Origin of the sequence: Microbacterium sp., from assembly GCF_017305435.1 — a bacterium.
In the GTDB taxonomy this organism is placed as follows: domain Bacteria; phylum Actinomycetota; class Actinomycetes; order Actinomycetales; family Microbacteriaceae; genus Microbacterium.
Window position 1 is genome coordinate 377672 of the sequence record NZ_JAFKIP010000003.1, and the last position, 14533, is coordinate 392204.

General features: G+C 71.6%; 10 protein-coding genes. 5 read left to right on the forward strand and 5 right to left on the reverse strand.

Annotated features, from left to right (window positions below; translation table 11 throughout):
• Positions 1–50: 50 nt before the first annotated feature.
• Positions 51–809, reverse strand: coding sequence for a MerR family transcriptional regulator (locus J0I43_RS05115; RefSeq protein WP_292860045.1), 759 nt, complete (start codon positions 807–809; stop codon positions 51–53).
• Positions 810–947: 138 nt separating this feature from the next.
• On the opposite strand from J0I43_RS05115, the gene J0I43_RS05120 reads away from it, so the two are divergent.
• The 4 genes from J0I43_RS05120 (at position 948) to J0I43_RS05135 (ending at position 9205) form a co-directional block, all read left to right on the forward strand.
• The gene (locus tag J0I43_RS05120) at positions 948–1799 is read left to right on the forward strand and encodes a DUF4097 family beta strand repeat-containing protein (RefSeq protein ID WP_292860048.1); all 852 of its coding nucleotides are present in this window, start codon (positions 948–950) and stop codon (positions 1797–1799) included.
• A 1-nt stretch (position 1800) separates the two neighbouring features.
• A complete protein-coding gene (locus J0I43_RS05125; protein ID WP_292860051.1) occupies positions 1801–2424 on the forward strand; it encodes a PadR family transcriptional regulator in 624 nt (207 codons plus the stop codon).
• A gap of 224 nt (positions 2425–2648) precedes the next feature.
• Entirely contained in the window at positions 2649–4520 is a 1872-nt protein-coding gene (locus tag J0I43_RS05130; RefSeq protein ID WP_292860054.1) for an ATP-binding protein, read from the forward strand.
• A 62-nt stretch (positions 4521–4582) separates the two neighbouring features.
• Entirely contained in the window at positions 4583–9205 is a 4623-nt protein-coding gene (locus tag J0I43_RS05135; RefSeq protein WP_292860057.1) for a Calx-beta domain-containing protein, read from the forward strand.
• Positions 9206–9317: 112 nt separating this feature from the next.
• Here the strand turns inward: J0I43_RS05135 and J0I43_RS05140 are convergent, their stop codons facing one another.
• Complete coding sequence (locus J0I43_RS05140; protein ID WP_292860060.1) at positions 9318–9848, reverse strand: universal stress protein; 531 nt, start codon at positions 9846–9848, stop codon at positions 9318–9320.
• A 191-nt stretch (positions 9849–10039) separates the two neighbouring features.
• On the opposite strand from J0I43_RS05140, the gene J0I43_RS05145 reads away from it, so the two are divergent.
• Positions 10040–10225: a DUF3073 domain-containing protein gene (locus tag J0I43_RS05145; RefSeq protein WP_292860063.1), complete on the forward strand. Its 186-nt coding sequence runs from the start codon at positions 10040–10042 to the stop codon at positions 10223–10225.
• A gap of 3 nt (positions 10226–10228) precedes the next feature.
• Here the strand turns inward: J0I43_RS05145 and J0I43_RS05150 are convergent, their stop codons facing one another.
• From J0I43_RS05150 to purM, 3 genes are all read right to left on the reverse strand, one after another.
• On the reverse strand, positions 10229–11500 hold the full coding sequence (locus J0I43_RS05150) for an MFS transporter (RefSeq protein WP_292860066.1): 1272 nt from the start codon (positions 11498–11500) through the stop codon (positions 10229–10231).
• A gap of 356 nt (positions 11501–11856) precedes the next feature.
• Positions 11857–13320: an amidophosphoribosyltransferase gene (gene purF, locus J0I43_RS05155; RefSeq protein ID WP_292860069.1), complete on the reverse strand. Its 1464-nt coding sequence runs from the start codon at positions 13318–13320 to the stop codon at positions 11857–11859.
• Between the two features lie 26 nt (positions 13321–13346).
• On the reverse strand, positions 13347–14468 hold the full coding sequence (purM, locus tag J0I43_RS05160; protein WP_292860072.1) for a phosphoribosylformylglycinamidine cyclo-ligase: 1122 nt from the start codon (positions 14466–14468) through the stop codon (positions 13347–13349).
• Positions 14469–14533 lie beyond the last annotated feature (65 nt).

Here is a 14533-nt window from a genome sequence, read left to right on the forward strand (position 1 = left end):
TCAGCGCGGATCGGCGGGAGCCACGGACGCACGTCCCGTCTCCCGGGCTTTCAGATGCGCGCGGCGTGGGCGGCGAGCGCGGCGCGGACGAATGCCGCGCCCTCGACACCCCCGTAGCCCTCGGCGAACCGCTCGTCGGCGACGTACATCTCGCCGAGACCGCGCACGTATCCGGCGACGTCACCGGAGGGATCGGATGCGGGGGTGCCGGGGATGCCGCGGAGCCACTCCACGTGCCGTGCGGCGAGCGCCTGCGCCTCCACCCCGTCCGGGTCGATTCCACGCGCGGCGGCCTCCTGCCAGGCCGCGTTCAACGCCGCGGTCTGCGCCTTCCAGTCGCCCTGCGCCGCGGCATCCATGCCCCGCCACCAGCGGTCGGAGTCGGCGGCGGCCTGCTCGCCCCACCTCTCGGCGACCTCGTCGCGGTACTGCGTGTGATCGAACCCGTCGAACATGTCCTTCGCCATGGGCTCTTCCCCTTTCTCCAATGCGGTGATGGTCGACTGCACGGCGGCGATCTGCCGGCCGAGGCGGTGCTGCTCGGCACGCAGCCAGGCGAGGTGGTGCGCGAGCGCGTCCTCCTCCGCCGCCGGCCGGGCGAGGATCTCGGCGATCTGCGGCAGCGAGAGCCCGAGCTCCCGCAGCAGCAGAATCCGCTGCAGGCGCACGAGGGCGGCGCTGTCGTAGCGGCGATAGCCGTTCGCCCCGACCCCCGTCGGCGTCAGCAGTCCGATGTCGTCGTAGTGCCGGAGGGTCCGGCTCGTCGTCCCGGCGAGCTTCGCGATCTGCTGGATCGACCAATCGTTCATGGATGCCACGCTAAAGGTTGACGTTGCGTCAATGTCAAGCCGAACTCTCTCAGAGATGATGGAAAGTCGAGATATATCGTGTTATTCTCGCCTTAACGCGATATATCTCGACTCGCGCACATCCAGACGGAGGAACACATGTCGGACGAGAAGTGGCTGATCAAGCCGGGCGAGAACCGCGTGATCGACCTGGAAGGCATCCGCAAGCTCAAGGTCGGCCTCGTCGGCGGCCAGATCGACGTCGTCGCCCATGACGAGCCGGGCGTGCGCATCGAGGTGCACAGCGTCACGATCAAGGACCTGCGTATCGAGACGTCCGGCGATGTCGTCGAGATCGACCACCCCCAGCTGCGCTGGGACAACTTCCTCGAGGTGTTCCGCAACTTCGGCTCGGGCGGCCCGAAGGCCGAGATCTCCGTCGCCGTCCCCCGCGACGTCGCTCTGACGCTCGGCGTCGTGTCGGCGAGCGCGCTCGTGTCGGGCCTCGCGTCGGGTGCGCGCCTCAACACCGTCTCCGGCGACATCATCGTCGACGGCCTCACCGGCGACCTGACCGTCAACGCCGTCTCGGGCGACGTGCAGATCCGCGGCCTCGACGGCACACTGAGCGCGAACTCGGTGTCGGGCGAGGTCGCGGCGACCGGCACGATCCGCAAGGCCGGCGCCGACACCGTCTCGGGCGACGTCATGGTCGACTCGTCGGGCCGTGTGGATGCCGTGAACGTCAACACCGTCTCGGGCGAGACGACCGTCCGCCTCGACGAGGGCCTTCCGGCCAACTACGTGCTGCGGTCCGTGAGCGGCCGCGTCCTCGTCGACGGCGTCAAGCGCTCGGCGTCGGGGCCCACGAACTGGACCGACTCGGTCGGCGAGCTCAGCGGCAGCTTCGCCGACGTGCGTGCGAACTCCGTGTCGGGAGCGGTCACGGTGCTGCGCCGCGCGGCGCTCGCCCCGGCCGACGTTCCGGCGCCGATCGGCGAGGAGTACTGACGTGGCGCCCGTCTTCTCGCACGGCGACCTGCGCCTGTACCTCCTGAGCCTGCTCGACGAGTCGCCGCGGCACGGCTACGACCTCATGCAGGCCCTCTCGGACCGCACCGGCGGCACCTACACGCCCAGTGCCGGCACGATCTACCCGCGCCTCGCGAAGTTGGAGGACGAGGGCCTCGTCACGAAGACCGTCGACGGCCGCAAGACCGTGTACGCGATCACGGAGGCCGGCCGGGCCGAGCTCGCCGCACGCGCGGGAGACCTCGAGGGCATCCAAGCGGGTCTCGCCGACAGCGTGCGCCTGATCGCCGACGAGGTGCGCGGAAGCGTGCGCGAGGCGATGAAGAGCCTGCGCGCCGACCTCGCCGCCGCCGCACGCGCCGACGGGGATGCCGCGCAGCACCGCGCCTCGGCATCCTCGAGCGCGGAGGATGCCGCACGCACCGACTCCCGCGAGCAGCTGCGCCGCGCCGACGCGCTCGTCGCGGAGTTCCGCGCGAACGTCCGCGCCGACCTGCGCACGCACGTCGCGCGCGGCGGCGCGCTCGCGGCATCCGTCATCGACGACCTGTCCCGCGCGCTCGACGAGGCGGCGCACGACCTCACCCGCGCCCTCCGCGGCTGAGATCGGGGGCCGGGCCGGCTGCGGGCCGCGGGCACGAGTGGCGCGCACTTTCTCAGGAGCGGGTTTCCCCGTCCGTCGCCACGACGGGGACTTCCCGAGGGCTGAGCCACGGTGGTGGGCGCGCGACTCCTGAGAAAGTGCACACCATCCCGCGATGCCGCATACAGGACGCCACGGCCATCAGCCCGTGTGCCCGTCCGGCGGCGGGCGATAGCATCCCAGGCATGACGCGCGAACCGACGCTCCGCAGTGTCGCCGATGCGGCCGACGCGGCGCGCTTCGTGGGCCGCGAGGAGCAGCTGCGGGTCTTCCGGCAGCTGCTGGATGCCGAAGCGACGAGCCGCGTCCTGTTCGTGCACGGCCCCGGGGGTTCGGGGAAGTCCGCGCTCGTCCGCGAGATGACGCGGCGCGCCCGCGTGCACGGGTTCGCGACCGCCCACATCGATGGACGGCGTCCCGTCGATGTGGCGTTCGCGGCCGTCGCCGCCGCATCCGGGCGCGAGGCGACGGGGGTGGCCTTCGTCGACGAGGCGGACGCACTCGGCGGGGCCCTCCCCGCCGTACGGGACCGCCTGCTCGACAGCCTCGGCGGCGGATGGCGCATCGTGGTCGCGGGACGGCACCGGCCGGACCCGACCTGGCGGGAGCACGGCCTCGACGCGATCTTCGTCGATCTCGCCCTGCCGCCGCTGTCGACGTCGGAGAGCGCGCGCCTCCTCGGTCTGCGCGGTGTCGCCGACGAGCACTCCGCCGACATCATCCGATGGGCGAAAGGCTCACCGCTGGCCCTGACCGTCGCCTCCGTCGACCCCGCTGCGGCCGACGCGACCGGGGGCACAGGGTCGGTCCCGAGTGCGGGTGAGCTCGAACAGCGTCTGGTCGCATGGCTCACCGGTCGGTCCACGCTGGATGCCGCAGCCGACCTGATCGACGTCGCCGCCATCGCACCCTCGGTCGATGCGCGCCTCCTGGCCGCCGCCCTCCCCGGGCGCGCCACCCGCGAGGGGATGCCGGCGCTCCTCGCACTCCCCGTCGTGGAGAGCATGGGTCAGCGCGCGGTGCTGCACGACGTCCTCGCCGCGGCGGTGCGCGAGCGCATGCGGCGCAGTGAGCCCGATCGCCTCCGCGAGCTCACCGTACGGATCGTCCGCCACCTCGGGACTCGGGCACGCCTGGGGGAGGTGGCTGCGCTGATGGACTTGTCTCAGTTCGTCGAGCATCCCGTCCTGCGCGACGCGATCTCGAACCGCCCCGGCCCGAACCACTACGTCGACCTCCCGGCCGATGGCGAGTTCGACAGGTTCACCGCCCGGCACGGGTTCGACGAGAACCTCGACGTGCACGAAGTGCGGAGGTGGTCCGCACAGCCGGGTCGGCTGTGGATCGTCGTCCGCCGTTCGGACGGCGAACCGGTGCTGTTCGCCGCGTTCGTCCCCGCCACGCAGCTGCGCGATGAGGGACCGGTGACGGCGAGCCTCCTCGACGTCGCCCTCCGGGAGGGCATCGACCTCGCGACCTCGTATGCCGGAATCGGCATGCTCGCGGATGCCCCGCAGGACGACCTTCTCGAGGCATCCCGCCTCGGCGCCGCCGCCCTCGTGGCGCGCCACGGCCGCCCCGACATGACCGCCGTCGTCGCGCACTTCCCCGCTCCCGACCGGCGTCCGTTGCCGTCGGTCGAGCCCATCACCCGCATGATGGCCAGCGCGCGCGGCCGCCCCGTGGTCCTCACGGACTTCCGACCCTGGGATGTCGCGCGGTTCGTCGAAGCGCAGGTGTTGAGCGAACTCGGCGTGGCGGCCCCCGCTGCCGACGCGCTGGAGCTCCTCGGACGGCACGATCTCGCTTCGGAGCGCGAGGCGCTGCTGAGCGCTGTCTTCGGGGACAACCCCCGTGATCGGCGGCTGCGGACGGTGCTCGACCTCGCGTACGCGGCCTCGCCGGTCACCGAAGCGGAGGCGCTCGACGAACTGCACGTCAGTCGGCTCACGTGGTTCCGGCTCCTCCGCGAAGCCCGCGAGCGCGTCGCCGCACGCACGGCGGCCGCGCCTGCGCCTGCGCCTGCCGGCACGAAGTTGGCACCGCCGCGACACTGACACCGCGGCGTGCCCAGCCCTATCGTCGCTGTGACTATGCCTTGCGAGAAGGGGCCTCGAGGATGCGCCGATTCACCATGCGACTCGCCGCGACGGCGGCAACGGCCGCCGTGCTGTTGACGGCCGGCGTGGTGACGGCCGCCCCGGCGGCGGCGTCCGACGATGCGCTCACGCTCCCCGGCGGCGGCGCCGAGGTCACCCTCGGAGCCAACGCCGTGCTGCGGATCGACGGGCGCCTGCAGTTCTGGACGCGCTGCGCGCACGAGGACGGCATCCGCGACTGGGGATATGCGGCATCCGACCTCTATCTCACCGTCGCGGCGCCTGCCGCGGGCAGCCCTCTCGTCGACGCGAGCGGATCGCCGACCACCGTCGTGCAGCCGGGTTCGGCGTTCATCGAGCAGATCCTCGCGATCACCCAGCCGTCGGGCAGCCTCGGTGAGGGCACCTACTCGATCGTCTACGACACCTGCCAGGACGGCGTCTTCGACCCCGATGAGGACGCTCTGTACGCCGACGCCGTGCACGTCGACTTCTCGACGGAGCTGCCGCCGATCGACGACGCGATCCGTGCCCTCAAGACGGATGCGGAGACCGAGTGGGGGCGCTGGCAGCAGATCGGCAAGCTCTTCGACAGTCTCATCAACATCGATTCCATCGCCGGCTGCGCCGAGCTGGATGCCGGCGACTGCCTCGACCTCGTGCAGATCTGGGCCGACTCGGAGGAGATCCAGGAGTGGGCGGCCACCGCGGGAGACATCCTCGATCAGGCGGAGTGCGCCGGAGGCGACACCGGCGCGTGCTTCGGTCTGCTCGCCGACTATTGGGGCTTCGGCGGCGATTCGATCCGCGACCGGCTCTTCGGCGGAGTGAAAAGCCTCATCGCGAACCAGGCGAAGTCCTACTTCGGTCTGTACGCCGATCCGGCGCGGGACGACTTCACGACACCCACGAGCGCCGCCGTCGATCTGCCCGTCCCCGCCGTGCAGGGGGGCGGCGCGATCCTCGACCGGGCCGCCTCCCTCGGCCAGGCCCTGCAACGCGATGTCGCCCTGCGCGAGGCGTTCGTGCGGGCCGTCGAGCGCTACCAGGGCGCGCAGGCGGCGGGGGATGCCGCGGCCGCCGTCGCCCAGCTGCGTTCGGCTGCGGCCCTCGCCGAGGCGCTGGCCGACTCGTCGGCGACGACAACGGGCCTGCTGTCGGACTTCTGGGACGCCGTCCGCACCGTCATCCCGGACCTCGACGCGCACACGCAGAGCCGCGCGAACGCGATCGGCCGCCAGTCCACGTCGGGCTACAGCGCCGCGGAAGACCGCGCGCTGCGAAATGCGGGGATCGGTGTGGGCGCACGCGGTGCCTACCTCGACGAGCAGCGCGCAGGCATCGCCGGCACGATCACCGCGCCGCTCATGAACCTCGGCGTCGTGGGCGACACCGTCGCCGCTCAGACGGCGGCCGCCGCTCACCTCAGCACAGCAGCCGCCGATCTCACCGCGCTCGCCGATGACATCATCGCCGACGACGAGTCGACGGATGCCGGGTCGCCGGCCGCCGTCCCCACGCTCACCCTCGCCATTCCCGGCGTCGGCTCGGTCGGGTCTCCGTTGGAGCTCTCGGCCACGGCATCCGCCGGCGCGACCGTCTCGTGGGACCTCGACGCCGACGGCACCTTCGACGACGGCACCGGTTCGACGGTGACGCCCACGTACCGGATGGCGGGCCTCCGCGTCGTCGCGGCTCTCGCGACCCGCCCCGGGGCCGCACCGGTCACGGCACACGCCCTCATCGACGTGCGCGAGGGCAACCTCCCGCCCGTCATCGACGCCGCGACGCCGCTCGACGGGAACGGCAAGCCCGCGGCATCCGCTGTCGTCGGCGCACCCACGACGTTCTCGATCAGCGCGCACGACCCCGAGGACGACGCGCTCACCTATACCTGGCTCGTCGACGGCGTGCCCGTGGACGGCGCCACGGGCAACACCTTCGACTACGTCGCGGCGAGCTCCGACCGGGGAGCGCACACGATCGTCGCCACCGCGTCGGACCCGCACCCGGGGAACCTCGGGCAGCACGCGTGGCGCGTGCGCGTGACCGACCCCGACCGCGACGGGGACGGCTGGGCCGACAACGCCGCCGCCGACTGCGACGACGCCGACGGCGATGTGCACCCCGGTCGCCTCGAGGTGCTCCTCAACGGCAAGGACGACGACTGCAACAGCGCCACGCCCGATCTCGGCACCGACCTCGGCGTCGGCGGCGAGCTCTGGACGTGGGGCGCGTGGCCAGGCAACCCTCGGGGCGACGACGCCACGCCGCGCCGCTACGACAACCAGGCCGGCGACGTCGCGCAGATCGGCGGGTACTTCCGCGCTGTGTGGTGGCTGTCCCGGCAGGGCGACCTGTACGGCTACGGATACGGCGGCAACAACATGGTCGCCGTCGACAACAACGATCCCCGCCGGTACGTCTACGGCATCGGCAGCGCCTCGGGTCACCTCCAGGGCGTCGCGCAGCTGACCCGGGGCGAGGGCGCGACGTACGCACGCATGGCGGACGGCCGAGTCGTGTCGTGGGGCGATGAGATCAACGGGGGATCGCTCGGCGCCGGCACCGCGCTGTGGGGCCGCAACTACCCGGACTACGTGCTCGGGCCGGATGCCGACGACGACGGAAGCCTCGACCCGCTGACCGGGGTCACCGACGTCTGGCAGCTGGGCGGGGCGGGCCTGGCGCGCACGGACGACGGAACGCTCTACCAGTGGGGAGCGCGTCAGTGTGCGGCCACCGGATGGGGCTATCGACCGTCGTCGTTCGTCGCCGTCGCCGAGCCCGCGCTGACCTCGGCTCTCGCGACGATGGTGCAGGCCGACGGATCGGGCAACAACCCTGGCTCGGCGATCTTCCGCCTCGCCGACGGCTCGGTCGTCGCGTGCGGTGCCGAGCGGACCAGCTGGTCGGAGTACACCGACAACGTCCTGCGGCCGTTCGGGTCGTTCGGCCCGGACGACCCCGCTGTCGACGTCGACACCAACGGCAACGAGTGGTGGGTCGTCACCGCCGACGGGTCGGCGTGGGTGAAGACGTGGGACGGCGCCGTCAACGGGATGCCGGGGTGCACGCCCGAGCTGTGCCCGCCCGGCATCCTGCACCGCGTGCCTCTGCCCGACGACTGGTTCGTGGTCGACGTCGAGGCCGGTGCCGACCACCACCTCGTGCTCGCCGACGGGCGGCTCATCACCTGGTCGGGCGAGAACACGTTCGGATCGCTCGGCCATCCGGTGCCCGACAACCCCGCTCCGCAGGAGACTCCCACGGCGCTGAACATCGACGGCTACGTCGTGCACTCCGAGCCCTCGACATGGAACGGCTACGCCCTGGTGCTGCCGACCGACACGATCACCGAGACAGGCTGGACCCCGCCGCAGCCGCGCGTGACGGTGTCGGCGACGGGCGCATCGGGGCCCGAGGGCGGGACGGCGACGACGGGCATCGAGCTCGACCGCGCCGCCACGGCCGACCTCCAGGTCGCCTGGAGCCTCGGCGATCAGACCGGCACCGTCACCGTGCCCGCGGGGGCGATCCACGTCGACGTGCCACTGAGCCTCCCCGCCCCCGACGGCATCTGGGGCGCGGACCGCACGCTGTCCTTCGTGATCACGGGCGTCTCGGCGAACGCGGCCCTGGGCTCGGAGATCGGCGAGGTCGTCGTCACGGATGTCGACCCGACGCCGGTCATCGCCCTCGGCCCGTCGTCGGTCGCCGAGGGGGACGCGACGCCGACCGCCCGCGAGATCACCGTGACGCTGTCGGGCGCCGCCGCGATCGACGTTCCGGTGCGGGTCCGGGCCGGAGACGGCACCGGAACGGTCGGCGTCGACATCGCGCCGCTCGACACCACGGTCGTGATCACCCGAGGGCAGACGACCGCCACCGTGCCGCTCACGGTCCGCGGCAACACGGTCGCAGAGCGCGACCGCACCATCCGCCTGACCGCCGACAGCACCGATACCCGCCTTGCCAGCGTGTCGGGCGACCTCCGCATCGCCGACGACGACCCGCTGGCGGTCCTCGCGACGGCGACGCCCGCCGTCGGAGGCTCTCCGGCGTCGGTGACCTTCCGGGCGCCGACGCTGCCCGTCGGCGAGAGCATCGACATCGCATGGCAGACGCGAGACGGCACCGCGCTCGCGGGGGTCGACTACGACACCGCAGGCGGTGTCGTCACCCTGCACGGAGCCGACCCGATCGTCCTGCGCCTCGTCGCAGGTGCGTCCGCCTCCGGCGTGGCCACGGTCGCCACGAGAGCCGTGACCGTGTCGGAGCCCGGCGACGTCGTGCGGTACCTCATGGTCGACGTCACCGCAGCGGCGACCGCGCGCACCGTCTCGGCGCCGCCGAGCGTCGCCGTCGGGGTGCGGCAGACGGCAGGCGGCGAGACGACGCCCCCCGGAGGATCGACGGACACGCCCCCGACGGGTTCACCGGGTGCGGGTTCCCCAGGTGTGGGTTCACCGGGTGCGGGTTCACCGGGTGAGACGGACGGTGACGAGGGTGCCGGCACCGGTGCGCTCCCCCGATCGGGCGGGGCGGTGCCCTGGCTGCCGATCGGCGGCGGCGTGGTCGCCCTCCTCGTCGGCGTCGTCCTGGTCGCAGCGGCCGTCGCGCGGCGGCGCCCGCACGCCTGAGTCGCGCCCCCGATCGCCGCCGCGATCGCCGCTCCGGAGAACGTGCCCCCGTCACGCGCGAGACGGAGCGGGTCAGCCCGCTCCGCTCTGTTCTCGTGATCGGTTTCGGGCCTCAGCCCTCGTGGAGGTCCGGCCAGAGCTCCTCGTCGTCGCCCGCGGGATCCTCCAGCGGCACGACGAGGATCGGGCGCGACTGGCGGTGCGCGAGGCGTGCGGCGACCGAGCCGGTGAAGAACTCGCGCACGGACTCCCCGAATCCGCGGCGCCGGGTGCCCACGACGATGAGCCTCGCCTGCGCCTGCTCGGCGAGGTGTTTGAGGGCCAGTGCGGGGTCGCCGACGAGCTGCCGCACCGACCAGTCCGGCGCGCCCGGGCCGCCGAGGATCGCCGTCGCGGCATCCGTCACGGCGGCCAGCTGCGCCTGCCCCGTCGCGGCGTCGAGGTCGATCGGCGCGGAGTGCACGTAGCCGTCGGGGTCCTCATAGGTCACGAAGCGTGTGATGTCGACGTGGGCCACGATGAGGGGCGCACCGAAGAGCTTCGCGTAGCGCGCAGCCTCCTTCAGAACCCGCGCCGACTGGTCGGGGATCACGCCGACGATCACCGCGTGCAGCGGAACCTCCCCCGCGCCTGCCTCAGCCATGTCGCACTCTCCGCTCGAATCGCGCCGTCGGGACCGCAGAACCGCGAGGGTCGCAGGGCCCCGTGTTATCCTGAATGCTACTCTTCCCGGCCCCTGGCCGAATCGGAATGCATCGCGGATGCATCGGATGCACCGGGTAGATGCGAACCGTAGCCGCATCACCCGTGACTTCAGAAATGAGGGGGTCTCGCATGGGGCGTGGCCGTCAGAAGGCGAAGCACACCAAGATCGCTCGCGAACTCAAGTACGACACGTACAACGTGAACTACTCCGCGCTCGAGAAGGAGCTCGGTCACCACGAAGACGACCCGTACGTCGACAAGTGGGCCGACCAGTACGAGGACGAAGACGAGGACGAGGACGCCGCGCGCGTCTGACCGTCACCACGCGCCGTAGCGACGCTCCCACTCGTCTTCGATCGTGCGCGTGCGCGTGACGATGATCCCCGCCGGGATGGTGAACAGGAACAGGATGCCGAGGCTCACGAGAGCCCCGCGCCAGTCCCCTGTCGCTTCGTGCAGCACCGCGAACCCGAGCGGGAACAGTGCCGCGACGGCGTAGCCGATGCTCTGGCTGAAGCTCGAGAGGGCGACGGCGCCCTCGTGCGTGCGTGAGCGGCGCTGGATCATCACGAGGACGGCGGGGAAGAGCCCCTGCGGCGTGCCGAGCAGGACGACCCACAGCACCGTCGCCGCGGTCGGCGCGAGCACCATTCCCAGAACGCCCGCGACGCCGGCGACGAGCGCCACGCCGTACACGACGCCGACCCGGTTCCACCGCGTGACGGCCATCGGCACGAGAATCGACCAGGGCAGCCCCATCGCTCCGAACAGCGACAGCAGCGCGCCCGCCGAGGCGTGGTCCACTCCGGTCAGGTCGACGAGGACGACGGGCAGCCACGCGAAGCAGGCGTAGACGCTCGCCGCCGAGACGCCGAACGTGAGCGCGAGCGCCCACGCGAGCGGCACCCGCACGAGGCGGCCGAGCACCCGGGGCGCGGGCTCCTCCACGATGTCGATCGCTCCCGTCGTCAGCAGCACGGCGGATGCCGCGGTGGAGGCCGCGGTGGAGCGCCGCTCGCGCACGAGCATCGCGACCCACGGCACGATGGCCGCGACCGCGAACACCGCCCACAGCCCGAGGGAGAACCGCCAGCCCGCGGCATCCGCCACCGGAACCGCCACGAGCGGCGGCACGAAGGCGGCGACGGCGAGGAGCGAGGAGTACAGCGCCGTCATCATGCCCGTGCGGTCGGGGAAGTACGCCTTGATGAGGGGCGGCAGGACGACGTTGCCGACGCCCACCGCCGCGAACAGCACGACCGTGCCGACGAGCAGGACGGCGCCGTCGCCCGCGAGCGCGCGCACGACCATCGCCGTGGCCGCGATGAGCATGGATGCCGCGGCGAGCCGCTCCAGCCCGAACCGGCGCTCGAGCATCGGCGTCACGATGCCGAAGACGGCGAAGCACACGGGCGGAGCCGCCCCGATGAGGCCGATCACCCACGTCGGCACGTGCAGGTCGGCGTTGACCTCGGCGAGGATCGGTGAGAGGGCGGCGACCGCGGACCGCAGCGAGAAGGCCACGAGCACGATGCCGGCGAAAGCGAGAGCGCGCCCCCGCCAGAGGGGTCGTGTGGGGGCTTCCGTCACTCCCCAAGCCTATGCCCGCGCTCATGGTCGGGCGGCGGCGGTGCGCGGCGGCGACCGTGTCCCAAAAGTGGCTGGCATCCGGCCTCGAGAACGACCAGAAGTGGGACAAGGGTCACCGCAAGTGGGACAACCGGCGCCTCAAGTGGGACGAGAGGCGCCCTGTCCCACAACTGCCACCCATGTCCCACAAAGGGGGGACTATGTCCCGCACGCGGCATCCATGTCCCAAAAGTGGCTGGCATCCGGCCTCAAGAACGACCGCAAGTGGGACATGGGTCACCGCAAGTGGGACAACCGGCACCTCAAGTGGGACGAGGGTCTCCGGCCAACCGGTGCGGGCGCAGCGAGCGGGGCGGTCAGGACTCCTGTGTGCCCTCGACCCAGGCGAGGTACTCCTCGGAGACCGTGCCCGTCACGTAGCGACCGTCGAAGCAGCTCATGTCGAGGTCCTCGACGTCCGGCGCGCCCTCGAGGATCGCCGCCTTGAGATCGTCGATCTCCTGGTAGACCATGTAGTCCGCGCCGAGCTCCGTGGCGATCTCGGGGATCGTCCGTCCGTGTGCGACGAGCTCGTGCCGCGACGGCATGTTGATGCCGTACACGTGCGGGAAGCGCACGGGGGGCGCGGCCGAGGCGAAGGTGACGGAGAGCGCCCCGGCATCCCGCGCCATCTGGATGATCTCCTTGGAGGTCGTGCCGCGCACGATCGAGTCGTCGATGAGCAGCACGTTCTTGCCCTTGAACTCGCTCGACATCGCGTTGAGCTTCTGCCGCACGCTCTTCTTGCGCACCGCCTGCCCCGGCATGATGAAGGTGCGGCCGACGTAGCGGTTCTTGTAGAAGCCCTCGCGGTACTCGATGCCGAGCTTGCGCGCGACCTGCATCGCGGCCGGTCGCGACGAGTCCGGGATCGGCATGACGACGTCGATCGTGCCCGTCGGCGTGTACTTCGCGATCGTGTCCGCGAGACGGTCGCCCATGCGCAGCCGCGCCTCGTACACCGAGATGCCGTTCATGATCGAGTCGGGGCGCGCGAGGTACACGTACTCGAACGAGCACGGCACGAGCTTCGGGTCCGCCGCGCACTGCTGCGTGTGCAGGCGGCCCTCGAGGTCGATGAACACGGCCTCCCCCGGTTCGACGTCGCGGACGACCTCGAACCCGCCGTTCTCGAGCACGAGGGACTCGGATGCCACGACCCACTCGTAGCGCCCGTTCTCGTCCTGGCGGGTGCCGAGGATGAGGGGGCGGATCCCGAACGGGTCGCGGAAGGCGAGCAGCCCGTAGCCGGCGATCAGCGCGATCGACGCGTACGACCCCTCGACGCGCTCGTGCACGCGCGAGACCGCCTGGAACACCTGTGCCGGGTCGAGCTCGAGTCCGCCGATGGATGCCTGCAGCTCATTCGCGAGCACGTTGACGAGCAGCTCGGTGTCGGAGCTCGTGTTGAGGTGACGACGGTCCTTGCGGAAGAGCTCGTCGGTCAGCTCACGGGTGTTGGTGAGGTTGCCGTTGTGGACGAGCACGATGCCGTACGGCGCATTGACGTAGAACGGCTGCGCCTCTTCCTCGCTCGACGCGGTGCCCTTCGTCGCGTAGCGCACGTGGCCGAGTCCGATCGTGCCGAGAAGCGCGCGCATGTCGCGCGTGCGGAACGCCTCGCGCACCTGACCCTTCGCCTTGAACAGGTGGAAGACGCCGTTCGGCTCGGCCGTCGCGATGCCGGTCGAATCCTGACCGCGGTGCTGCAACAGGAGGAGAGCGTCGTAGATCTCCTGATTGACGTTCCCCTGCGAGACGACGCCGACGATTCCGCACATGGGTGTAGCTCAGTCCTCTTCCACGCTCAGTTCGACGCCGGATAGGAGCCGACGAGGCGCACGGCGCCGCCATCGACGCCCTTCGCGCCCTGCTCGAAGTCTCCGTGGGCGTCCTCGGGCACCACTCCGGTGCGCACGACTCCGACCTGCCACGTGGCGATGCCGTCCGCGCGGAGCGCCGCGATCGCGGCATCCGCGTGGTCGGCGGCGACGACGGCGAAGAACCCGATGCCGAGGTTCCACGTCGCCTCGGTGCTCTCCAGGCTCAGCCCGCCCAGGTCGGCGAGCACACGGAAGACGGGTGCCGGCGACCAGGTCGCGCGGTCGACGTCGACCCACGAGCCCTTCGGCAGCACGCGGGCGAGGTTCGCCGCGATGCCGCCGCCGGTGACGTGGCTGAGCGAGTGGATGCCGCCGGGAACGGCCTCGAGCAGGCGCAGGAGCGGCCGCGTGTACAGGCGCGTGGGCTCGAGGAGCTCTTCACCCCAGGTGCGACCGAAGTCCGCGGCATCCGACGCGTAGGTGATGCCCGCGCGGCTCACGATGTGGCGGATGAGCGAGTAGCCGTTCGAATGCGGACCGCTGGATGCGAGGGCGAGGACGACATCGCCCTGCTGCACGCGCTCGGCGCCGAGGACGGCCCCGGCTTCGACGATGCCGGTCGCGGCGCCCGCGACGTCGTAGTCGTGGATGCCGAGAAGGCCCGGGTGCTCGGCGGTCTCGCCGCCGACGAGGGCGGTGCCGGTGAGCTCGCAGCCGGTCGCGATGCCGCGCACGATGTCGGCGATGCGCTCGGGGAACACCTTGCCGCACGCGATGTAGTCGGTCATGAAGAGGGGCTTCGCCCCCACCACGACGATGTCGTCGACGACCATGCCGACGAGGTCCTGACCGATCGTGTCGTGCTTGTCGATGGCCTGTGCGATCGCGACCTTCGTGCCGACGCCGTCGGTGCTCGTGGCGAGCAGGGGCTTCGTGTAGCCGAGCAGCGCGCTCGCGTCGAAGAGTCCCGCGAAACCGCCGACGCCGCCGAGGACTTCGGGGCCGTGGGTACGCCGAACGGCCGACTTCATCAGTTCGACGGCGAGGTCTCCCGCCGCGGTGTCGACGCCGGCTTCGGAATAGGGGTTCTGTGGGGCATGGGCCACGCGAACAGCCTACCGGGTGGAGATGTCGGCGCAGATCGCCCCCTGCGGCGGGAGATCGTCGGCGC

Excerpts from the sequence above, each read along its gene's own strand:
- J0I43_RS05120 (WP_292860048.1), top strand. The coding sequence starts at position 948 with ATGTCGGACGAGAAGTGGCTGATCAAGCCGGGCGAGAACCGCGTGATC.
- J0I43_RS05135 (WP_292860057.1), top strand. The coding sequence starts at position 4,583 with ATGCGCCGATTCACCATGCGACTCGCCGCGACGGCGGCAACGGCCGCC.
- J0I43_RS05130 (WP_292860054.1), top strand. The coding sequence starts at position 2,649 with ATGACGCGCGAACCGACGCTCCGCAGTGTCGCCGATGCGGCCGACGCG.
- J0I43_RS05115 (WP_292860045.1), bottom strand. The coding sequence starts at position 809 with ATGAACGATTGGTCGATCCAGCAGATCGCGAAGCTCGCCGGGACGACG.
- purF (WP_292860069.1), bottom strand. The coding sequence starts at position 13,320 with ATGTGCGGAATCGTCGGCGTCGTCTCGCAGGGGAACGTCAATCAGGAG.
- J0I43_RS05140 (WP_292860060.1), bottom strand. The coding sequence starts at position 9,848 with ATGGCTGAGGCAGGCGCGGGGGAGGTTCCGCTGCACGCGGTGATCGTC.
- J0I43_RS05145 (WP_292860063.1), top strand. The coding sequence starts at position 10,040 with ATGGGGCGTGGCCGTCAGAAGGCGAAGCACACCAAGATCGCTCGCGAA.